This window comes from Enhygromyxa salina (genome assembly GCF_000737335.2).
GTDB classification, from domain to species: domain Bacteria; phylum Myxococcota_A; class Polyangia; order Nannocystales; family Nannocystaceae; genus Plesiocystis; species Plesiocystis salina_C.
In genome coordinates this window covers 1-20,974 of record NZ_JMCC02000048.1, presented here as the reverse complement: position 1 = coordinate 20,974, position 20,974 = coordinate 1, and the positions used below count along the sequence as shown (strand labels likewise).

The following is a 20,974-nucleotide window of genomic DNA, read 5'->3' as shown; positions in this document are numbered from 1 at the left end:
AGAAGAATGGGGCGATGCCTCGGCACACAGCCATTGGACTGGTGTGGGTCGCCTCGGCTTGCTCGGGCGCGGGTGACGGCCACCCTGGGACCCATGGCGAGGGCATCGTCGGCACCGGGCCCCACTTGGACCCCACAGAGACCAGATCCGACAGCGGAGGCGAGACCGGCAAGAGCAACACCGAGACGGGCGGTGACAGCGACGGCACGCCAACTATCAAGTTCGACCTTGGCCCGATCCCCGACGCCAACACCAATTGCCATGCGGGCGCGGACGAAGCCGCGTTTCGCTACATCTGGGTGGCCAACAGCGGACAGGGCACAATCTCGAAGATCAACACCGACACGTTGATCGAAGAGGGTCGCTACCGCGTGCGCCCAGACTCGGCTGGCAGCCCGTCCAGGACATCCGTCAACCTCTCGGGTGACGTCGCCGTCGCCAGTCGCCTCGGCGGCATCACCAAGGTCCACGCCCGCACCGACGACTGCCAGGAGCACAACGGCCAAGTCGGGATCCAGACCTCGTCGGGCCCGAACGACATCTTGGACTGGGGCACCGAGGAGTGCGTGGCTTGGTACACGCCAATGAAGGTCAGCTCCCAGCGACCGGTCGCCTGGGATCAAGGCGACTTCGACTTCAGCACCTGCGAGAGCCACAACGCCAAGGTCTGGACCGCGACCGCCACCAACGGTGTGGTCACGGTCGCCAAGCTAAACGGCGACAACGGCACGATCGAGGCCGCGACGGTGATCAACGGGATCGTTGCAGCGGGCTACGGGCCCTACGGTGGCGCGGTCGACGGGAACCGAGATTTTTGGTTCATGCATCGCGACAGCTCGCCGGCTCCGCTCGTGCGCGTTGGCGCGGACACGCTCGACTACACAGTCTGGCCAGTGCCCGGGTCGGTGAAGCCCTACGGGTTCGCCATCGACCCCAAGGGCCGCCCGTGGATCGCCGGCTACCAAGGCGGCACCGCGCGCTTCGATCCCGCCAGCGAGAGCTGGCAGATCAACCCCGACGTGACCGGCGTCGGCATGATGAGCGACGGACTTGGCGTGATGTGGATCGCCCACTACCCCTGGACCTCCGAGGGCGTGGCGGCGCTCGACACGGAGACGATGGAGCTGATCGATTTCATCGCCGTGCCCGCGAGCCTGGGCAAGGGCGTGTCCGTTGATTTCGCTGGCTACGTGTGGCTAGTCGACATGACCGACAGCGCGTTCCGGATTGACCCTGGGACCCATGACCATGTCGTCTACACGGGGCTGACCGGGCCCTACACCTATAGCGACATGACCGGGTTTGGCCTGGCTAGCGTGCTCAAACCACAAGGCTGACTGAGCCGGCCGCGTGCGCGTGCGCGTGCGCAGCCGGGGATCGACCCAGGAACGGCGGATGTGCGTCAACACCGAATTCGTCACAGGAGCCCAGCGCGCAGGTTTACGCGAACTCAGGCGCCCATGTGCGCACCAAAGTTTGGATTCGCGTGCCAACGACGATATATCTCGCCACGATCCGATGCTTCGCCCCAAGCCTCAGCGTGTTCTTGTCTGTCTCGCCCTCGCCGCCTCCCTGACGGGAGTCGCAGGCTGCGGCGGCAGCCTCACTCGTGCCCATGACGCCCTCTCGATCGGCGACGAAGCCGAAGCCGAGGTCCAGCTTCGCAAGTCACTCAAGAGCGAGTCGACGCGGGTCGAAGCCGGAATGCTGCTCGCGGTCATGCTCGCCAATCGCGGCGACAAGATCGGCGGCGATCAACCAAAGGAAGCCGAGGAGTTCTACCGCGAGGCGCTCGAGCTCGACGTGCGCAACGAGTCCGCGCGGATCGGCCTCGCCCGCCTGCTCATTAAGCGCGGGTTCATGACGGAGGCCAACGAGCTGCTGGCCTTCGAAGGCTGCCGCGGCTGTGGTCGCCTGACCTCCATGATGATCCACGAGAACGCGGTCAACGCCCTGGCAACCGGCGACGTGTTGGGCGCTCGTGCCCTGTTCGCAGAGGCGTTCTCGCAGGGCAACGATCCAATGGACGCGCTTGGGGTTGCCCAGACTTGGCTGGTCCCCGCGCAGCGTGACCTGGCCCAAGCCCAGGCCGCGCTCGAGGCCGCCGCCCCGCTGATCGGCCGCGGCCAGCTCGAGGCCGAGCGGCGGTTTCAAGAGGTCCGTGTCCAGCTGCTCGGGGCCGCCGCCGCCGCCCGCAACAACGACATGGTCGAGGCCCTGTTCCGCGTCCGCACGGAGACCCTGCGCGACGAGCCAGAGTTTGACCTGCGCTTTCGCATCTCGCAGGCCCAGTTTCGCAACGGTGACTCCGACTTCGCGATTCAGCGCATGACCAGCCTGCTCGAGAACTCGGGCCAGTACCTCGAGCCAACCCAGCGCCAGGTCATGGATGCTGCGCTGGTCGTCATGTACTCGGCCCGGGCCGCGCAGTACCTGCAAGCCGGCGACCCCGTCGGCGCGGTCAAAGACGTCGCCAACGGGCTCAAGATCGATCCCGGCAACAACCGCCTGAAGCTGCAGCAGGTCCTGGCGATCGCGGCCAACCGCCTGCCGCTCGCGTTCACCGAGCTCGAGAAGGCGAGCAAGGGCAAGGATCGGACCGAGGTCGAAGCGATCCTCTACGCGCTCGAGGTGTTCGAGCAGATGGACGCGCAGAAGATCTCCAAGGCCTACGACGCGCTGGAGAAGGCCGAGCGCCTGAGCCCCAACCTGCCGGAGGTCGTGTTGGCGCGGGCCTACGTGCTCGCCGAGTCGCGCAACGAAGACGTCAAGCTCAAGGACGACATGCGGAGCGCCCGCAACGAGGGCGGCATCAGCTACCCCAAGGGCCGCATCAACCAGTACCCCGGCGCGCTCGCGTACATCGCCCGCGCCAAGGCCGGCGTTCGTGAGCAGGGCGTGCTGCATGCGTTCCGCGGCCCCGGCTTCGCCCCCCGGATCACCGCGCTCGAGGCCAAGATCCGCGAGTTCTACCCCTACAACGTGGAGTGGTACGCGGACAGCGGCGGCATGATCGAGATCATCTCCGAGGGCGCGCAGAGCAGCGTCGAGTACAACGGGCCGCACTGGCTCAAGGGCACCGCGATCGCCTCGACCAACAGCCCCGCGCAGATCCCCGTCCCGCACATCGGCCTGGTCTGGCTCGAGTACAACGGCACGCGCGTCGCCGTGGTCGTCGAAGACCACGCGCACATCAAGATCAACGTCGGCCCCACGCCCGCGGCAGCTCCCCCGGCTCCACCCGCGGCGCCCGCCCCAGCGGATCCAGCACCCGCCGCGCCCGCGTCTGACGACGGCCTGCCCGACTGAGGCTGACAGCCCTCAGGGGATCAGCAAGATCCGGCCCTGCTCGACGAACATGTCGAAGTAGGCGCCGGTTGGCTGCCACCAGCTGTTGCCGCCCGGGTCGGCCCCGGTCTCGACCAGGATCCCGGCGGTGGTCATGCCCAGCGCCAGCGAGTGGGTCTGCGGTCCGGCCGGCGCACAGAAGCTGCAAGCAAAGTCACCACCGCCGCAAGCTGCAGTCTCGAAGTCGAAGTGTTGGGCGCCCACGATCTTGATCACGGGCGCGCCGACGATCTCATCGTAGACCGGCAAGAAATTGTTGTTGGTGTTGCACTGGCCCGGCTCGGCGATCGAGCCGCGCACGGGCACGTCGAGCTGACCGGCCGCGGCAAGCCCAATGCCGTTGTTGTCGACCGCGTCCAGACCCACGTACGCGACCGTGTTCGAGGCCTCGGCCGCGGCGACAAAGGCCGCGAGCCCGCCCGCAGAGAACCCGGCATACACGGCGGCGTTGGGCTCGAGCGCGTCGCCAAGGGCCGCGATCGCCTGGCCGTTGAGCTCGTGGTCGATCGAGAAGCTGTTGGTGCACAGCGGGACCGCGTAGACCTTCACGCCCCAGCTGGCGATGTGCTCGGCGGCCTCGGCCATGTCGTCGACGCTGCGCATGAACCCGTGCGCGAGAAACACCGGCACTTCGCTGGCGAGCGTCTGCGGGGTGTAGACCTCGTAGTCGAGATCGCAGTCGGGCAGCACCTGCATCGAGCCCGATGTCACATTGACGGTGTTGGGGCCCGGCTGATCGTAGTCGTCACCCAAGGGATCGCCGTCTCCGTCTCCATCGCCATCGCCATCGCCGTCGCCATCCCCGTCCCCGTCCCCGTCCCCGTCCCCGCTCGTGTCGGCTGGGTCGCCGTCGCCATCCCCGTCCCCATCCCCATCCCCGGTCGTGCCGTTCGTCTCACTGCTGTCGCTGGTGCTCTCGTCGGTGCTCGGCATCGGGTCGTCCGAGCAGCCCGCGCCAGACACCAACGAAATAGCGAATAAACACCGTACTGACCATGACAAACACCGTTCCGTTTCCATGACACATCGGGCCACAGGCGCGAGACTGCGTCAACCCCGAACACTCACACGCCAACGCCAGCCGACTTTCGGACCAGGCGGCTCACCCCTTGTTCACGGATCGTTCGCTGCTCGCAGCTCGTACTCGCGACCGGGTCTGCGATCTCAAACCCCGCCCGCTCGAGCTCGCGCCGCTTGGGTGAGGCAGGATCGAGCGTGGGGTTGCAGCGTGAGATCGAGCGCGCCCATGTGCCGGCCCGTGGTGACCCAAGCCACCCACGCTCGCCGGGGTATTCGCTAGGTTTCGCCTTGGCATGTCGCAGCCCGCAACCCAACTCGAGCAAGAGGTCCGCGCGACCATTCCCTGTACGGATCCGGCGACCGGTGAGCGCCTAGGGGACGTCCCGGCGCTGACCCACGACGAGGTCCACGAACGGATCGCGCGCGCCCGCAAGGCGCAGGTCTCGTGGCGGCTCACGCCCTTCGCCGAGCGGCGCAGGGTGCTCGCGCACCTGCTCGAGATGCTGCTCGAGCACGCGGACTCGCTGTGCGAAGAGATCTGTCGGGACGCTGGCAAGACCCTGCACAACGCGATGCTCGGCGAGATCTGGCCGCTCGCCGAGAAGCTCCGATGGACGATCGCCCACGGCGAGACCCACCTGCGCAGCGAGACCGTGTCGTCGGGTCTGTTGCAGCACAAGCGCGCCCGCGTCGAGTACCACCCGCTGGGTGTGATCGGCGTGATCACCCCCTGGAATTTTCCGCTCCAAAACATTCTGGGCCCCACGATACCCGCGCTGTTCGCTGGCAACGCGGTGATCATCAAGGTCAGCGAGTGGACATCGTGGTCGGCCGAGCCGTTCGAGCAGCTCCTGCATCGGTGCCTGGCGGACTGCGGCTACTCGGCGGACCTCATCCAGATCATCACGGGCTACGGCGACACCGGTGCCGCCCTGGTCTCGGGTGGCGTCGACAAGATCGTGTTCACCGGGTCGATGCGCAACGGCAAGCGCGTGCTCGAGGACAGCGCCAAGACGCTGACCCCCGTGATCCTCGAGCTCGGCGGCAAAGATCCCATGATCGTGTGCGACGACGCGGATCTCGATCAGGCCGCCCACGCCGCGGTGTCGGCCGCGTTCATCGCTTCGGGCCAGATGTGCCTCGCCGCCGAGCGCGTGCTGGTGTTTGACGCCGTCTATGATCAATTCATCGCCAAGGTTCAGGACATTACCCTGCGCATGCGCCAAGACGCGCCGCTGTCGGGCAAGCTGGTCGACATTGGCGCAATGACGATGCCCGCGCAGCTCGAGATCGTCGAAGAATTGGTGAAGGACGCGGTCGCCAAGGGTGCCTCGCTCAAGGCGGGTGGTCGCCGGACCAAGGGCAAGCCCAGCAAGCACTACTTCGAGCCCACGATCCTCGCCGACGTGACCGACGACATGCGGATCATGCACGAAGAGACCTTTGGCCCGGTGATGTCGATCATTCGGGTCGAGGACGAGGCGCAGGCGGTTGCCGTCGCCAACGAGACGGCCTATGGGCTGAGCTCGTCGGTGTTCTCAAAAGACCCGGTCCGCGGGCGGCGGATCGCGGATCAGATCGTCGCGGGATCCACCTGCATCAATGACTGGGCGCTGATGTACATGGTCCAGGATCTACCCTTTGGTGGGGTCAAGGGCAGCGGGTTTGGTCGGCTCAACGGCCGCGAGGGGCTGCGGGCGTGCACCAACACAAAGGCCGTCGTCGAGGATCGGCTGCCGATCCACCGCGCGATCCAGCTGTTTCCGGGCCGGCATCACGACTACGACGTGACCCGCGAAGGTGTGCGGCTGCTGTACAGCAAGGGCTTGGCCAAGAAGTTCGACGCGCTGGTGGGCCTGGGCAAGGCGCTGCGCAAGCGGGCGTTGTCCTAGGCCCGAGTCGAGCGCGCAGCGCTTGATTCGGGCCTAGCCGCCCACGCTCACGTGCACGCCAAAGTCGACGGGGCCCGCGTCGACCGGCACATGAAACTGGACGAGATAGCGCCCGGTGGGTAGCTGCGCCTGCGACAGGTTCACCGGGTCGTCCCCGATCCGGTTGTAGACACCGCCCTCGGAGCACGGTCCGCATCGACGCAACAGCATGTTGCCGCCCTTGGCGATCCCGTCGCCGGTCGCGTGGACGAGGTATCTACCCTCGGTCGACGGTGCGATCTCGATGATGTCCTCGGTGTAGGCCATACCTTCGTACGGGCCCATGACGTCCGCGGCCGCGCAGTCGATCCGGCGCTCGAACACGGCTCGCTGCTCGCCGAGCCTGGCCACCGGATTTGCCGCACACACCACGCTGGTATCGACATTGCCGTGGCACTCGGGGTAGTCGGCGTATGCCGTCAGCAGTCGCTCGCGGCCAAGCCCAAAGATCGCCTCGAGCGCCGCCTCCACCTGCGCTGGCGAGCTGTCACGGCCGAGCGCCGCGTCGAGCAACAGTAGCTGCTCGCGCCCGTGGGACTCCGAGAGGAACGCCAGGAAGTGCGCGACGCGGGCGTAGTCGGCGACCCCGCTGATCTCACCAAGATCGCCCATGAGCAGCTCCGTCAGCCGCTCGCGCGAGGCCATCTCATAGACGGGATAGGGATCCCCAAAGTGAAAGGCAAAGCCCTCTTCGAGCACCACCGGCAGCCGATCACCCGCGCGCGCGTGAACGATCTCGTGCATGTGCGGCACCCACTCGGAGAACACCAAGCCCTCGGCCCCGCAGCCAATGATCGACGGGCTCTCGGGGCAGTGATCCGCGACATTGTCCAGCCAGTAGTACTCGATCTGGATCGGGCTGGAGTTTAGGCTCGCGAGGGTCTCGCCGGCCCGCTGATCTAGGTAATGTCTAGTGCCACCACACAATTGCTCTGGGTGGTCTGCCCCAAATGTGACGTGCTCGCCCTCCCACGCGACGTCCGGGAGCGACGGGCAACCTGGGAGCAGCACGATCATGCACCCGATGCCAAGCAGCGTGAACCATCTACCCAGGAGCTGCGCCACTGGGGGTGTCTATCACGCGCTGGCGATCGGACAATCGCGGCGCAAAACGTTCCGCCAATTCGCGCGCGTGCTGTTGGCCAGTAAACTAAATGTCTTCCGGGTTGAGGCGACCCTGACGACGAAGCTCGCTCGCCAGGAATGGCTCGTCTGTCTCCAGCGCCCAAAACGGAAGTGGTGGACAACCCCGTGGGGCCCTCCAATAGCGCTCCGCCGCTCGCCTTCGCGTGACGGCCAGCGCACGCCCATCGAGCTTGAGCGTGGCAATGCTGTGCACAATGGCTTCGCGATGGCGAGGCGGCGCACCGGGCCCAGGGATGGTCTTGAAAGTCCCGAAATCGATGGCGAACCATCCGTGGTCGATCTCGAAGGGATCCAACACATCGGGGATCGCCGACTTCACGCTGTTCACGAAGGCGTGGGCGAGACGGTAGTTTGACCACGTATACGCGAGCGCGGGATCCATCGTGTTTCGAAGCGCGATGAAGTGATCCGTGGTCGGCGTCTCGACCGGCTCGATGTATCGCGCAAGGTAAGCACAATAGCCCCCGTATGCTCGATGCAACGCCGGCATCGCTCGTTTCCAGTAAGCGTAGCGGCGCAACATGCTGGGGTTGACATCTTCAATGCGAGCAACCTGAGCGGCGATGTTCTTGCCCTTCCACGCGTGTAAGGGAGCAAGCCCCGCGAGCTGGCGGATCGCGTCTAGTCCCCGGTCATGGACATCGTGGGCAAAGTCAAAGTCTGGAGCTTTGGGCTGCGGCTGGGGGGCGACTGGAATCACGGCGTCCACCCTCGCGCGCGTCGCCACGCCCTCCAGTTCAGCCAGAAGGGATCTGTATCTGCAAGAACTTCGCGCAAGCGGGTTCGCAGCTGGTCCGCGCGATGCTCGGTTGCATTCTCGTCCGTCATCAACGCGGCCGCGTCCTTCATTGCGGCCTCCGCCTCCCGCGAATAGGGCGCGGTCTCGTTGAACACGTCGGACTCCAACCACATCAGGGCATCGCCGCGTTTGTGCCAGACGTCCCGCTCGATGACCACCGCCCCGTTCTCGAGGTCCAACTTCCACAGGGCGTCCTGCCTGGGATCAAACAGCGGCTCAATCGACGTGAGAACCAAAGGTGAGTGCGTTGCGACGATAATCTGCACATCCGGCGAATCGCCTTTTCGCCAGCCTGCGATCGCCCTCAGCAGCCCCGGGAGCACCGTGCGTTGCCACCGGGGATGCAAGTGGGTCTCGATCTCATCCACGAGCATGATGATCTGTCGTGACGGCGCGATTGCACGCCGATTTGACTCGGCCTCGTGCTCGGACATCGCCCAGGCCAACAGGTAGGCGAGCTTGCACATGCGCCTGACACCCGCCGGTGCATAGGTGATTGGGACGTCCTGCCCATATGGCATGCGGATGGTCGGGAGCTCCCGAACGTCATCGAGCGAGGGCCGCACGAGCTCGCCGGGCTCGAGCGGTTGGTCGTCGGGGCCAAGCGTTGCGAGCAGGCGCGCGAGCAGCTCGAAGCGCGGATCCGCGGCGCGCTGCCACTCGCGCCACTCGTCGATGAGGCCTAAACACAGCGTCTCTTGCCGCTCCTGCCCCGCGACGGTCGCCCGCCTGCGAAGCCCCCACAGAACCTCTGCTGAGCTGAACTGGTACGCGGTTGGCGACTCTGCCTCGCCACCGTCGGCGCGCGCATAGAGCCGATAATTGCGGGCTGGATCCCAGACCGAGAATGAGCCATCGACCCGCGCATACATGACCAGTCCGGGATTGGGCGGCCGCCCGGCCCGACGCTTCCAGTATTGGCCGTCAGGCATCCACTTCGACTCCGAACGCGAGATGCTGGATTCGCCGTCGAAGTCGTGCCCAATACGGGCATCCGGTGCAGACGGAACCGCCGGCGCTTCATGCCAAGTTCGGGTGAGCGACCACCACGCTGCTTCCAACAAGAACGACTTGCCCAGACCATTGTCGCCGGTCAGCAAGTTGAGGCGAGGAGCCACGGGGCTCAGGACCAGGTCCTTCGCAGGACCGACGTTGTGGAGCGCGAGCTTGCGGAGCATCAGAGTCCCGCCCGGAGGTTAGCCCCACTCACGCTGGCAATCACGTACCCAGGCGTGAGTGGCGCCAACAGGATCGTGTGCGTGCTCACCCTTGACCTTGGGCGCCATGCACCGCGAGGTCGCGCCCCCTGTGAATGCGCCCAAGCTCGAGCCCTCGCCGGGTCCCGCGGTGATCCACGCGGGTGATCGCGTCAACGCTGTCCCACCCGTCCGCCGGCAGCGGCACGGTCACCACGACCGTCTCGGCATCGCTCAGCAGCTCGACCTGCGCGAGCTCGGCCGCGACCAACTGCCCGTGATCCCAAAACTCCACCGTTTGCCCACCCGAGCGCTGGGTCGGCGCCGCCGCGTCATACACCCACCAATCCTCGGTCCCGTCCGCAAACAGCATACCCACCAAAATCTGGCCCGTCACGCCGGGCGGCTCGGCGGCGCCGCCATTCCACGAAGTGAGGGTTTGAATCCGCTCATAGGTCTTGTTCCACGTCCAGTCAGAGACCCACGCATTGCCACAATAGCTCATGTAGTCATGCGCGGCCGTTGGCGTGTACATGTGATAGTCGCGGATCCCAAATCCGAACACCCCGATCTTTCCATCTTGGTAGGGGTACGAAGGATCCGGTCCCGCCGAGTCGGCGCCGGGGCAGTACACGTGGCTCAGGCCTTGATTGTGGCCAACCTCGTGGACCCACGTGCGCGCGCTGTTGATCGGGCTGAAGGTCTGGGGCTCCTCGCCCTCCTCGGGATCGCCGGGATCGTAGTGCTTGTAATACACCGTTGCCGCGACCCGGCGATCGCTGTCGTTCATCCCCGGACCGGCCAGGTTGGCGATGCCGGCGACCATGTTGACCCCGGATCCGCCAACATCGACGAGCGCGTGGTAGTACACGTTCGCGGCCGCGCCATCGTTGATCTTGAGCGCGCGCGTGGGCCCAAGCAGCGAGCCCAGGTTGGTGATGCGCTCGTCCCAGACCAGCGGCTCGTCACGAAACTGGATATTGATGGTCTGGACCGGGTTTTGTTGCAGCAACAGATCGTGAAAGATCTGCAGGTCTTCTGCGGTGATGTCGGGATAGCGCGGCGGGTCCGGCCACTGGTAGTCAACCGGAACAATCACGATATCGAGCTCGAGCGACGTGTCCTCGAACCCGAACGGCTGGGACTCTGCTGGCGCCGCGCTCACGCCCTCGCTCAGGCCCGAGACGTCGATCAGCTTGTCCGACTCGCGCAGCTCGACCCAAAACCGGGCCCCAGGCTTGGCGTCCTTGGCCAGCAAGCTGAAGTAGAAATTGGTGTCGAGGTTGCGTGGATCCGAGTCAGCGGTGACGAACAGCTTGCGCTCGCTGATGATCTCTTCGCCGCCGTCGGCCGGATACACGTGCAAAAAGCCCGTTAAATCACGATCGATCCACGCGGCCGGATCCTCGATCACGTGCTGGAAGCGGATCAGCGTGTCACGGTCGCGGACCAGGTAGGCGTTGCGGTTGTCGGGGCCGATGTAGTCCACCCCGTTGGTCAGGGCGACCGCCGTGCCCTGGTTGGCCTCGATCCCCACGATCGAGATGCCCATCGCCGCGCCCCCGAGCTCGGGCGGGGGCGGCTCGTCGGTGTCGGTGGAGGTCTCCGTTGCGTCGCCATCGCCATCGCCATCGCCGGCCTCGTCGGTTGCAGCGACCGTATCGTCACCGCAGCCGGCCGCCAACGACATCAGCGCGAGTGAGGCGGCGCCTGCAGCGAAGATCAGACGAGTCGAACAGCTCATGCGGGGAGTTTACGCGGTTTCGCGCAGCTCGAAACACGACGCTTCGAGGATCGCGGCGCCAGGCCAAGAAACGCGCCCCAGACCGCGCTCGCGTCGAGTCCGCGCGGAAGCCCGATCGCCAAGAGCCCTCGCTAGACCCCACACACCCCCACGCACCAAGTTTTTTCCCGGTTCAGGACGGTTGCGGGCCGGACCGGACATGATCCCGACAGTGCCCGCATCCGAGCAGCACGCGCTCCTCGCCGAGTTCGAGGCGCTCTACCGAGCCCAGCTCGGGTTCGTGTGGCGATCGCTGCGACGCTTTGGCGTGCCAGATGCCGCGCTCGACGACGCGACCCAGGATGTGTTCGTGATCGTGCACCGACGCTTCGGCGTCTGGGATCAGGGCGGGTCGGTTCGGGCGTGGCTGTATGGAGTCGCGCGCCGGGTCGCTTCGGCGCATCGGCGCACGGACGATCGTCACCAACGCAAGCTGGCCGCGCTGCCAACCAACGACGCGGTCGAGGGCCTCGAAGATCGCCTGGGCGCGCGCGAGCAGCTCGAACAGATCGCGGCGCAGATCGAAGCGCTCGAGCCCCGACGCAAGCAGGTCTATGTGCTGATCGAGCTCGAGGGCCTCAGCGCCCCAGAGGCCGCCGAGGCGATCGGCTGCAAGCTCAACACTGTCTACTCACGCCTGCGGCGGGCGCGTGCGGACCTCGACGCGGCGTTGACCAGCGCAGCGTCACCACAACACGACCCGCCGCACGCACGCGAAAGTAGGAGCCATGATCGAACTGGATGAAGCCATGCGCCAAGCACTGCTGGCGCGCGACGGACCACCTCCGGGCACGAGCGAGCAGATCCTGGCGGCCCTGCGAGTACGGCTGGGCGGCCCCGGATCGGACGGATCGGACGGATCGGACGGTTCGGATGGATCGGGTGAACCAGGCGACCCCGGCAACGGCGGAGCCGAGGCGCTCGGGGGTGGTGACGCGGTCGCTCACATCGCAGAGGCCGGCCGCGCCGTGTGGGCGGCCAAGATCGTCGCGGCCACGGTCGGCTTGACCGGCGCCGGGCTGCTGGTGCTGAAGGTCGGCGCCGTCACGGTTGCTGCGCTCGGAGGTGATGCCACGCACGCCGCACACACGCAGGCGCCGATCGAGACGCCAAACGCCGAAGTGGTCAGCAACGAGCCCGCGCTGGCGCCAACGCCCAGCCCAAGCTTGGACCCGCAACCGAGCGCCGCCGACACGCCAGCTGCAGCCAAGGGCCCGCGCAGTCCATCCAAGCTGCCTGCCCCGAGCGAGCCAGCCAACAGCAACTCGGACCTCGCAGCCGAGATCGCGCTGCTCCGCGACGCCAAGCAGCTGCGCGCGACGGCGCCCCAGGCCGCGCTCGACCAGCTCGACCGCCATCGTGACCAGTTCCCGAGCGGCACCTTGGCGCCCGAGCGCGACGCGCTGCGCGTCGAATTGCTGTGTGCACTCGGCGACGTGACCCAGGCCGCAGCCGCGCGCGAACAGTTCTCGATCGCCCATCCAAGCTCGCCGCTGCGGGCCCGGGTGCAAACCACCTGCGTCGGGACGGATCCCCAGCGTGGTGGTGACTGACCAGCTAGAGACCCCAAACATGACTGCTTCAAAGCTATTTTTCTTGACCACGATCCTGTCCCTCGCAGCTTGCGACATCCCCGACAAGTCGATCGGCGACGGCGACGGCGACGGCGGCTCGACCACCGATAACGGCGACGGCGATGGCGATGGCGGTCCGGTCGACTGCGAACTTCAATGCGGCAACACGGGTCGCGAGTGTGAGCTGGATGCGTGCTGCAGCTGCGCCATGGCGGGTGGCCAGCTGTTGATCCTCGAGAGCTTTCCGCCGCAGTACGCGTGCGAGCATCCAAACGGTCCGGTCCCCGGCTGGGAGCCGCCAGACTGCGACTGGGGCGGCTGCGAGGACCAGGTGTCCGAGCTCGAGATCGACGAGGTCTTTGAAGCTGTCGGCGTGAGCCCGCAAGAGGTCATCAACACGATCGGCGCGCCGATGGACGCCCCCCACGAGTGGATCGAAGACGACCTGCAGCTCAACGTGCCGGGGCCGATGACCCTGGTCTCGCTCACCGCGATCCCAACCGGGACCTACCGCGGGATCGAGCGCATCTGGGTGCCGCCGGCGGATCTGCCGGATCTCGAAGGCAGCTGCGAGTCGCGCGTCGAGGTCGACGTGGACGTCACCCTCACCACGGCCGACGGCGCGCTCGATGAGTCGTTCGCCGCGGTCGCGCAGACCGCGTTCAACGCCAACCCCGACTTCAACCCGCCGACCGTCGTGCTCTACCACTACTTTGCGTCGCCAAACGGGTTCAACGGCACGCTCGAGCTGAGCACCGACGACCCCCACGGAACCCTGGACCCCGAGGCCGAGCTCAGCGTGCAGTTCGGCCGGACCGACGGCGACGTCGAGGACATGCGCGGGGGCTCGCTGTCGATCGGCCTCGAGATCCTCACCGAGGAGTGGGCCGGCTACGGCTGGCTCGAGTTCGGCCGCTGGTTCGAGGGCGGCTGAGGCTGTTGGGCCCAGCGAGGGTCCCTTGGGCGCGGGCAGCTCGGTTTACCCGAGCGCTGGTGAGCTGCGACAGCTGTCTCAGCTCATCAGCTTGTCAATCTCGATCTGCCAGTGCTGCGCGAGGTCTTGCACCGAGGCCGCGCGCAGCCGATCGAGCGCAAACGTGAATTCCTGCCGCTTGTCGAACGAGAACAGCTTGCTCTTCTCGACCTCCATCATGACTTTGACATTGGTGCCGAAGTACTCGATGTCGAGGTTGATGTCGGTAATGTTGAGCTTCTGCCGCAGGTGCATCGGCGGGTTGAACTTGCCGCGGTACTTTTGCCCGAGCGGCTCGGCCTCGAGCTCGGCGATGCGAAAGTCGAGGGTGCCCAGCGCGTCGCGCATCTTCTCGATGTCGGTGTTGCGCATGGTGATCGGCGCCGTCGCTTCGATGTCGCGCGCCCACTTGATGTCGACGTAGGCGCGCAGCTGCCAGTGACAGATCGGGCTGGACGCCGAGGTGCCCGAGGGCACGCGCAGGCGAAACTGCATGGGCAGCACGTCGTTCTTCTTGGTCTTCCACGGGCCTTGGCGGACCAGGCAGCGATCCCACACGTGGCCGTTCTTGTGCCCGCGCTTGTGGACCTCGATGAGCTCGATGATCACCGAGGCGACTGTCTCGGAGTCGGTCGCGGTGTACTCGAGGAAGCCGTCGAGGGTCGACTCGTTGGCGAAGGTGTCGCCGGGCAAAGCGATCAACAAGGTGCCGTTGTCGTTGCCGCCCTGGCGCCGGTAGGTGAGCTCCGCGGGCATCGGCGTGGCCGAGCCGCCAACGCCGACCGTTGCCGCGACGCCAACGCCCGCTTGCGCGGCTGCCTGCGCGGCCTGGTACGCGGCCGGTGAGTTGGCGTGGGGTTGCTGGGCTTGCTGTTGCTGCTGCGCGTACTGTTGCTGCTGCGCGTACTGCTGCTGTTGCTGCTGCGCGTATTGCTGTTGTGCGTGCGCCTGTTGCTGCTGCGCGTACGCCTGTTGCTGCTGTGCGTGCGCCTGCTGCTGTGCGTACTGCTGCTGCTGCTGTGCGTACGCCTGCTGCTGCTGCTGCGCGTGCGGATGCTGGGCCGGCGCATACGCGTAGGCCGGCTGGGCGGGCACGGCCGCCTGCTGCTGCTGCTGCGCGCGGGCTGCCATCATGCCGGCCAACGCGGCGGTGATCGGGGCGGTGTTGGTCCGCGCCTGCCCCCCACGGGCCGGCCACTCCACGCCCAGCGGCGTGTGCCCCACGAAGATCGTGTGGCCGGGCTCGATCGCCACGGGCACGGCCCCAAGCGGTTGGCCATTGACCCACGTCCCGTTGGCCGAGCCGAGATCGCGAATGTAGACGTTGTCGCCGTCGAGCCAGACCTCGGCGTGGCGCCGCGAGATCTGACCATCAGCCGCCCACAGCTCGGAGCCTTCGTCATCGCGGCCAACGATCGCACGCGACTTGAAGTGGTTGAGCTGATGAGAGGTGCTGCCAAATTTGAGCTCTACGATCATGGGTGAATCTCGACTGCGCGGAGTCTATCAGGCTCGCCGCAGTCCCGCGTCGAACATGCGACGCTGACTCGGGCCATCCACCGGTCACCCGTTACACGCCCGTTACACCTCTAGACCTGGTCACCGCGTAGCTTGGGAGCATGTCCAGCTCCGGCGACGTCCACGGTGATCACCTGCCCCAAACGCCCAATCGCGTTGGCCAGACCGGCCGCGCGATCGAGACGATCCTGCTGGCGAGCACCGCCTGCTTGCTCGCCGCGGTCGCCTGGCCGATCGTGTTTGATGGGGCTCCCGTGCCTACATACGCCGGACAGGTCGCCGCGCCAGCTCCCGCCGCGCCATGTCAGGCCAACGCGCCGCAGGGATCGGCACCAACAGCGAGCGCCCCGGTGATCCAGATCGCCTTGTTGCTCGATACCAGCTCGAGCATGGACGGCCTGATCGACCAGGCCCGCACGCAGCTGTGGAGGGTCGTCAACACCCTCGACGGCGCGACCTACCACGGGGATCAGCCGCGCCTGGAGATCGCGCTCTACGAGTACGGCAACGACAGCTTGGCGGGCGAGAGCGGGTGGATCCGCCGGGTCCAGCCGTTCACGTCCGAGCTCAACGACGTGTCCGAAGCCCTGTTCTCGCTGACCACCAACGGCGGCAGCGAGCACGCCGGGCAGGTGATCGGCCGCTCGATTGACGAGCTCGAGTGGCGTGCTGGGGACGGCGCGCTGCGGGTCGTCTACATCGCGGGCAACGAGGCCTTCGAGCAGGGACCGGTCCGCTCCGAACAAGCGATCTCACGGGCCAAGCAGCAAGGGGTGGTGGTCAACACGGTGTTCTGCGGCAGCCCCGATGAGGCCGACGCGGCCGGCTGGCGCGAGGGCGCGACCGCGAGCGGCGGCCGGTTTGTCAGCATCGATCCCAACCACGTCGTGGTTCACATCGACGCGCCGCAAGACGCCGAGCTCACCCAGCTCGGCCAGGAGATCAACGCGACCTACATCCAATACGGCGCAGAAGGCCAGCACGGGCTCGACAACTTGGTCGAGCAAGACAACAACATGGCGGGCTACGGTCTGGGCGGCGTGGTCGAGCGCTCGGTCTCGAAGTGCTCGGGCATGTACCGAAACGACAGCTGGGATCTCGTTGATGCGATCGACGCCAACAAGCTCGACATCTCCGAGGTGGACCGGAGCGGCCTGCCCGAGCCGCTGCGGGGCCTCGACGACGAGCAGCTGCGCGCGCACGTGGCCGCCAAGCAAGCGCTGCGCGATGACCTGCAGCAGCGGATCGCCACGCTGGCCAAGCAGCGCGAGGCCCACGTGGCCGCCGAGCGTGCCCGGCGGGCCCAGGACCCCGACAGCCTCGACACCGCGATCATCGAGGCGATTCGCGAGCAAGCCGTCGCGGCTGGGTTTACCCTCGACCCGTCATGACCCTGCGTGGCCGCCAGCTCGAGCGCCCCACGATCCTCGTGATCGAGGATGACGGGGCAATTCGTGAGGGTGTCGTCGACGCGCTGCGCTTCGAAGGGTTCGAGGTCGAAGAGGCAACGACAGCGCCCAAGGGTGAGGAGCTGGCGCTGCGCTCGGTCTGCTCGCTGGTCTTGCTGGATCTGATGCTCCCCGGCGGCGACGGCTTCGAGGTGCTCAAGCAGATCCGCCGGGCCCGACCGCGACTGCCTGTGATCATCTTGACGGCCCGCGGTCGTGAGGCCGACCGCGTGTTGGGCCTGCGACTGGGCGCGGATGACTACGTCGTCAAGCCGTTCAGCGTGCGAGAGCTGCTCGCTCGGGTCGAGGCGGTCATGCGACGAACAAGTGCCCAGCCCGAGCGGGTCCATGGCCCCGCGTCGCTGCGGCTCCCCGAGGGGCGCGTGGATCTGCAGCGGCGAGAGCTGCACTTCGACGATGGCAGCCTGGCCGCGCTCTCGGAGCGGGAGGCCGAGCTGCTGGGCTACCTCGCCAAACATCCGGCGCGCGCGGTCAGTCGCGACGAGATCCTGTCGCAGGTCTGGCACCTGAACCCCGCGCGGTTTCAGAGTCGCACCATCGACATGCACGTCGCGCGTCTGCGCGAGAAGCTGCGCGACAACAAGTCTGCGCCGCACATCATCGTCACCGTGCGCGGCAAGGGCTACATGCTCGGGCACGCGATCACGGCGCAGTCAGGACTTGGCCCATGAAGCCGCGGGCAACATGGATCAGCGCCGCCGCGTCGCTGCTGGTGGTCGTCGCCGTGATGGCGTGGGTCAGCAGCAAGCTGCTCGAGTTCGACGCTGACCGGGCGCGATCCCACCAGCAGGCCGTTGTAGAGGAGCAGAGCCGGCTGGCGCTGTGGAGGATCGACTCCGCGATGACGCCGATCCTCTCGCGCGAGGTCGCGGCGCTCGATGAGCCGCCCCACGCCGAGCTCGCTGCGCCGCCGCAGGGTGTGGTCATGCGCTTCGAGCTGACCCGCGAGGAGCTGTCTGCCCTGACCCGCGTCGACGCGGGTGCGCTCGCGCAGCTCGAGCGCTCGCTGAAGAGTGACGATCTGTTTGTGCGGGTCGAGGCAGCGGCCCCGCGAGAGGGCCTTGCGAGCCAAAACGGCCAAGCCACTCCCTACGCGCTCAAGTCCCAGTCGGTGCGCAACGAAGACGAGTGGACGCAGCGCAAGGCCAGCGTCGAAGACAACCTGATCGCGTGCGGGACTTTGGGCCAAGCGGGCCAACCCGCGCCGGGGGCTCAACCCGCATCCGGCTCAACCTTCGAATTTTGGCCAGACAGCGCGACCCATGCTGGACCCGAACCCCGCCGCGAGTTCACCACCGTCATCGAGCCAATGTGGGTGGATGACAAGCTCCTGCTGGTGAGTCGGGCGAGCGTTGCGGGGTCCGAGCTCATTGTCGGTACATGGCTCGATTGGCCGGCCTCGCGCGCGCTCCTGCTCGGCGAGATCGAGGATCTGCTCCCGGGCGCCGACCTCATCCCGGTCCCGCGCGCCTCCGAGGCCCAGACCGAGCGCCTGCTCGCCACGCTCCCCGCTCGGCTCGAGCCTGGGGCCTCGATCGTGGTGCCAGTGGTCTGGAGCCCGCTGCGTGCCTCGTTGTTGGCTGCGTGGCTGATCGTCCTCGCCGCGTTCGCGGCGCTCATGTTGCTGGTTCGCGCGTCGCTGCGGCTGTCCGAGCGCCGCGCGACCTTCGTGTCGGCGGTGACCCACGAGCTGCGCACGCCGCTCACGACCTTTCGCATGTACACCGAGATGCTCGGCGAGGGCATGGTCGAGCACAAGCGTGATCGCTATGTTGCGATCCTCCGCCGCGAGGCCGACCGACTCGCCGGGCTGGTAGAGAACGTCCTGGCCTACGCACGGATCGAGTCAGAGCACCCCGTCGCCAAGCCCGAGGCGATGTCCGTGGGCTTGCTGCTCGACCGCGTCCTCGACCGGCTGCGCGAGCGCTGTGCGGCCGCGGCCATGCAGCTCGAGTGCGAGGCCAGTGAGCGTGATCGTGACATTCAGCTCGAGGTCGATCCGGCGGCCGTCGAGCAGATCTTGTTCAATCTGGTCGACAACGCGACCAAGTACGCTGGCGCCAGCGCGGAAGATTCACGCGTGCGCCTCGAGCTCGAGATCACACCGCGCAGCGTGGGCCTGCACGTGCGCGACTTTGGGCCTGGTGTGGCGGCTGATGATCTTCGCCGGATCTTCGAGCCATTCACCAAGGCCAAGGCCGACGCCGCCGGGACTGTGCCCGGCGTGGGATTGGGCCTGGCCTTGTCGCGCCGCCTTGCCCGGCAGATGGGCGGCGAGCTGACCGTGACCTGCGAGGGACGAGGCGCGGACTTTGTGCTGACCTTGCCGCGCGCGTGAAGCTGATGCCCGACGGCTCGGCATGCGCCGTCACGAATGAACTGCTTTCAATCGAAGTTCCACTCACGTGGAAGATCAGTATCGCAAAAGACACACACGAACCAATCTTCTTTGACTAGATTGCGCTCACCACAGCTGGGACATCGTCGGAATTCGTATGCCGACGTCAGGTGCTCCGGGCATGCAATGGCAATGGCGCCCAGCGCTGCGCGAGCGACATCCCAGCAGGACGGTTGCGGGCAATAGCCGGTCGACTGATTCGTCGCCGCGATGATCTGAACCTGGGGCGCGAGGCAGATCGTGAGCTCACCGGCAGCGAGGACCGCCCCGTCGAGCGCACACCCAACGTGCTCGGAGCGGCGCGGCGCCACGCGAAGCGTACCGTCGGGAACAACGACGAAGGTCGCGGTGAGCGAGTCGCCATCCCACTCGGGCTGGTTGCGGACCCAAGCGGCGAGTTCCTCGGCGGAGCGGACCGAGACGCCGAGCTGCTCACGCTTGGCGGCGGCTCTGATCTCGGGGGGACCGACGTATTCATAGGACTTGGGCATGTGCGGGGGCAGTATAGTCGGGGATTCGAGTCCGCTCGGGAGATGCCGGAGATCGGGCGTAGGTCAGCAGCGAGCACAGCATGGCCAAGGGGAGCGCCGCAACCCAGAGTCACAACACGCTCCGGACAGAGGTCCTCAACCAAACGCCCCCGAGGAGCGAAGCGACCAGACGCGTCAGCGGCTGCGGTCGGCGAAGGGCCAAGGTCTCTGCGGGGGTCATTAGCGGGGCGCCTGTCGGCCAGTGCAAATTGCGGGTGCTGGACGCATACGCGATTTGGTCCGCGACGCGATCGCGGAGCGCGTTTTTCAGCCCGCTAGCGACGCGCTCGAGAACTCTCTGCGAGGCTCGTGGTCGTTCATTGGCACTTGACCTGAACATCGGACTATGTACAATGTACAGATGTCCGATTCCGCGACATTGCATGATTCGTTGAACCAAGAACAGCTTCAAGCGATAGGCGATGAGATCGCTACATTTGCCGCACGAATCGACGTCGCCGAGCATGCCCTCATCACGCGGCTTCGGGTCTTCGATGCCCACGAAGCCTGGGGCGGCACGGGGTTTCTCTCATGTGCGCACTGGCTCAGCTGGCGGATCAGCATTGGGCTCAAGGCGGCACGCGAAAAGGTCCGGGTTGCGCGGGCGCTCGGCACATTGACAGCGGTTGATGCGTTGTTTAGCCGGGGTGAGCTCAGCTATTCAAAGGTCCGGGCGATCACCCGCGTCGCCACGCCCGAGAACGAGCAAGAGTTCATTGACGCTGCGGTCCACGCGACCGCGTCGCAGATCGAGCTTCTGACCCGGGCCTACAAGCGCTGCCGCGTCGAACCTGAGATCCCCGGCGAGCTGCCGCGAGACCAGCGCCGCTTCGTCCGGCGAGCCGAGACCCTTGGGGGCATGGTCCGCATCGAGATGCAGTTGACCCCGGAAGAAGCTGCTGTGGTCTGGGAAGCCATGCAATCAGCCATGTCGACCGGCCAAGCCGAGGCTTCCGCAGAAGCCTCAGTGGCGCCGTTACCGACCGATCAGGCGTCCAACACAGAGGCTTCCGCGGAAGCCTCCGCTGATCCGACCCAAGCACAGGCTTCCGCGGAAGCCTCCGCAGGCATGCCTGCAGATCCCCTGTCCGCCACCTACGGCGAGCAGCTGCAGCAACAGCAGGCCGACGCAATCGTCAATATCGCGCGGGCCTATCTACAGCACAGCCCCCGCACGCTCAGCTCCGGCTACGAGCTGGTCGTCATCACCTCAAAGGACCAGCTCGAGCACGGCCCCGGTGGGGTCGGTGGGTTCTTGCGTGACGGCACGCCAGTCCCGCTGCACGTGG

17 protein-coding genes are annotated in these 20,974 nt (G+C 66.6%); 10 read left to right on the top strand and 7 right to left on the bottom strand.

What is annotated here, in order from left to right:
- Positions 1-14 precede the first annotated feature (14 nt).
- Both DB30_RS19080 and DB30_RS19075 read left to right on the top strand, forming a co-directional pair.
- Positions 15-1,337 carry an NHL repeat-containing protein gene (locus DB30_RS19080; RefSeq protein ID WP_146659606.1) on the top strand — a complete coding sequence of 441 codons (1,323 nt, stop codon included), beginning with the start codon at positions 15-17 and terminating at the stop codon, positions 1,335-1,337.
- Positions 1,338-1,518: 181 nt separating this feature from the next.
- Complete coding sequence (locus DB30_RS19075; protein WP_052550989.1) at positions 1,519-3,309, top strand: tetratricopeptide repeat protein; 1,791 nt, start codon at positions 1,519-1,521, stop codon at positions 3,307-3,309.
- Positions 3,310-3,321: 12 nt separating this feature from the next.
- On the opposite strand, the gene DB30_RS19070 is transcribed toward DB30_RS19075, so the two are convergent.
- Complete coding sequence (locus DB30_RS19070; protein ID WP_146659604.1) at positions 3,322-4,281, bottom strand: lipase family protein; 960 nt, start codon at positions 4,279-4,281, stop codon at positions 3,322-3,324.
- Positions 4,282-4,661: 380 nt separating this feature from the next.
- On the opposite strand from DB30_RS19070, the gene DB30_RS19065 reads away from it, so the two are divergent.
- Entirely contained in the window at positions 4,662-6,260 is a 1,599-nt protein-coding gene (locus DB30_RS19065; protein WP_052550986.1) for an aldehyde dehydrogenase family protein, read from the top strand.
- 33 nt (positions 6,261-6,293) lie between these two features.
- Here the strand turns inward: DB30_RS19065 and DB30_RS19060 are convergent, their stop codons facing one another.
- The 4 genes from DB30_RS19060 to DB30_RS19045 all read right to left on the bottom strand — a co-directional run bounded on the left by DB30_RS19060 (position 6,294) and on the right by DB30_RS19045 (position 11,184).
- Entirely contained in the window at positions 6,294-7,316 is a 1,023-nt protein-coding gene (locus DB30_RS19060) for a hypothetical protein (RefSeq protein WP_146659602.1), read from the bottom strand.
- A gap of 133 nt (positions 7,317-7,449) precedes the next feature.
- The gene (locus DB30_RS19055) at positions 7,450-8,172 is read right to left on the bottom strand and encodes a hypothetical protein (RefSeq protein WP_146659600.1); all 723 of its coding nucleotides are present in this window, start codon (positions 8,170-8,172) and stop codon (positions 7,450-7,452) included.
- Positions 8,142-9,422, bottom strand: a complete 1,281-nt coding sequence (locus DB30_RS19050; protein ID WP_052550981.1) for an AAA family ATPase — start codon at positions 9,420-9,422, stop codon at positions 8,142-8,144. Before DB30_RS19050 ends, DB30_RS19055 begins: the two co-directional genes overlap by 31 nt.
- 85 nt (positions 9,423-9,507) lie before the next feature.
- On the bottom strand, positions 9,508-11,184 hold the full coding sequence (locus DB30_RS19045) for a zinc metalloprotease (RefSeq protein WP_052550979.1): 1,677 nt from the start codon (positions 11,182-11,184) through the stop codon (positions 9,508-9,510).
- 211 nt (positions 11,185-11,395) lie between these two features.
- On the opposite strand from DB30_RS19045, the gene DB30_RS19040 reads away from it, so the two are divergent.
- From DB30_RS19040 to DB30_RS19030, 3 genes are read left to right on the top strand one after another with little or no spacing between them, the layout of a single operon-like run.
- A complete protein-coding gene (locus DB30_RS19040) occupies positions 11,396-11,968 on the top strand; it encodes an RNA polymerase sigma factor (RefSeq protein WP_240480271.1) in 573 nt (190 codons plus the stop codon).
- Complete coding sequence (locus DB30_RS19035; protein ID WP_146659597.1) at positions 11,952-12,776, top strand: superantigen-like protein SSL4; 825 nt, start codon at positions 11,952-11,954, stop codon at positions 12,774-12,776. The genes DB30_RS19040 and DB30_RS19035 overlap by 17 nt, the downstream gene beginning before the upstream one ends.
- Before the next feature lie 19 nt (positions 12,777-12,795).
- Complete coding sequence (locus DB30_RS19030; protein WP_146659595.1) at positions 12,796-13,731, top strand: hypothetical protein; 936 nt, start codon at positions 12,796-12,798, stop codon at positions 13,729-13,731.
- Positions 13,732-13,809: 78 nt separating this feature from the next.
- Here DB30_RS19030 and DB30_RS19025 read toward each other — a convergent pair whose 3' ends face one another.
- Entirely contained in the window at positions 13,810-15,249 is a 1,440-nt protein-coding gene (locus DB30_RS19025; protein ID WP_052550972.1) for an FHA domain-containing protein, read from the bottom strand.
- A gap of 140 nt (positions 15,250-15,389) precedes the next feature.
- Between DB30_RS19025 and DB30_RS19020 the strand changes: the two genes are divergently transcribed.
- Genes DB30_RS19020 through DB30_RS19010 form a run of 3 tightly spaced genes read left to right on the top strand, consistent with a single transcriptional unit; the run spans position 15,390 to position 19,095 of the window.
- Positions 15,390-16,679 (top strand): vWA domain-containing protein, encoded by a 1,290-nt coding sequence (locus DB30_RS19020; protein ID WP_052550970.1) that lies wholly within the window; start codon positions 15,390-15,392, stop codon positions 16,677-16,679.
- Positions 16,676-17,428, top strand: a complete 753-nt coding sequence (locus DB30_RS19015) for a response regulator transcription factor (RefSeq protein WP_052550968.1) — start codon at positions 16,676-16,678, stop codon at positions 17,426-17,428. Before DB30_RS19020 ends, DB30_RS19015 begins: the two co-directional genes overlap by 4 nt.
- Positions 17,425-19,095 carry a sensor histidine kinase gene (locus DB30_RS19010; RefSeq protein ID WP_052550967.1) on the top strand — a complete coding sequence of 557 codons (1,671 nt, stop codon included), beginning with the start codon at positions 17,425-17,427 and terminating at the stop codon, positions 19,093-19,095. The genes DB30_RS19015 and DB30_RS19010 overlap by 4 nt, the downstream gene beginning before the upstream one ends.
- A gap of 47 nt (positions 19,096-19,142) precedes the next feature.
- Here the strand turns inward: DB30_RS19010 and DB30_RS19005 are convergent, their stop codons facing one another.
- Positions 19,143-19,646 (bottom strand): hypothetical protein, encoded by a 504-nt coding sequence (locus DB30_RS19005; protein WP_052550962.1) that lies wholly within the window; start codon positions 19,644-19,646, stop codon positions 19,143-19,145.
- A 400-nt stretch (positions 19,647-20,046) separates the two neighbouring features.
- On the opposite strand from DB30_RS19005, the gene DB30_RS19000 reads away from it, so the two are divergent.
- Positions 20,047-20,974, top strand: a 928-nt coding sequence (locus DB30_RS19000; RefSeq protein ID WP_165703844.1) for a DUF222 domain-containing protein, incomplete at its 3' end; no start/stop codon positions are given.

Bases quoted from the DNA above. Each gene is read 5' to 3' on its own strand.
- DB30_RS19080 (WP_146659606.1), top strand. From the start codon at position 15: ATGCCTCGGCACACAGCCATTGGACTGGTGTGGGTCGCCTCGGCTTGC.
- DB30_RS19075 (WP_052550989.1), top strand. From the start codon at position 1,519: ATGCTTCGCCCCAAGCCTCAGCGTGTTCTTGTCTGTCTCGCCCTCGCC.
- DB30_RS19070 (WP_146659604.1), bottom strand. From the start codon at position 4,281: ATGCCGAGCACCGACGAGAGCACCAGCGACAGCAGTGAGACGAACGGC.
- DB30_RS19065 (WP_052550986.1), top strand. From the start codon at position 4,662: ATGTCGCAGCCCGCAACCCAACTCGAGCAAGAGGTCCGCGCGACCATT.
- DB30_RS19060 (WP_146659602.1), bottom strand. From the start codon at position 7,316: ATGATCGTGCTGCTCCCAGGTTGCCCGTCGCTCCCGGACGTCGCGTGG.
- DB30_RS19050 (WP_052550981.1), bottom strand. From the start codon at position 9,422: ATGCTCCGCAAGCTCGCGCTCCACAACGTCGGTCCTGCGAAGGACCTG.
- DB30_RS19045 (WP_052550979.1), bottom strand. From the start codon at position 11,184: ATGAGCTGTTCGACTCGTCTGATCTTCGCTGCAGGCGCCGCCTCACTC.
- DB30_RS19035 (WP_146659597.1), top strand. From the start codon at position 11,952: ATGATCGAACTGGATGAAGCCATGCGCCAAGCACTGCTGGCGCGCGAC.
- DB30_RS19030 (WP_146659595.1), top strand. From the start codon at position 12,796: ATGACTGCTTCAAAGCTATTTTTCTTGACCACGATCCTGTCCCTCGCA.
- DB30_RS19025 (WP_052550972.1), bottom strand. From the start codon at position 15,249: ATGATCGTAGAGCTCAAATTTGGCAGCACCTCTCATCAGCTCAACCAC.
- DB30_RS19020 (WP_052550970.1), top strand. From the start codon at position 15,390: ATGTCCAGCTCCGGCGACGTCCACGGTGATCACCTGCCCCAAACGCCC.
- DB30_RS19015 (WP_052550968.1), top strand. From the start codon at position 16,676: ATGACCCTGCGTGGCCGCCAGCTCGAGCGCCCCACGATCCTCGTGATC.
- DB30_RS19010 (WP_052550967.1), top strand. From the start codon at position 17,425: ATGAAGCCGCGGGCAACATGGATCAGCGCCGCCGCGTCGCTGCTGGTG.
- DB30_RS19005 (WP_052550962.1), bottom strand. From the start codon at position 19,646: ATGCCCAAGTCCTATGAATACGTCGGTCCCCCCGAGATCAGAGCCGCC.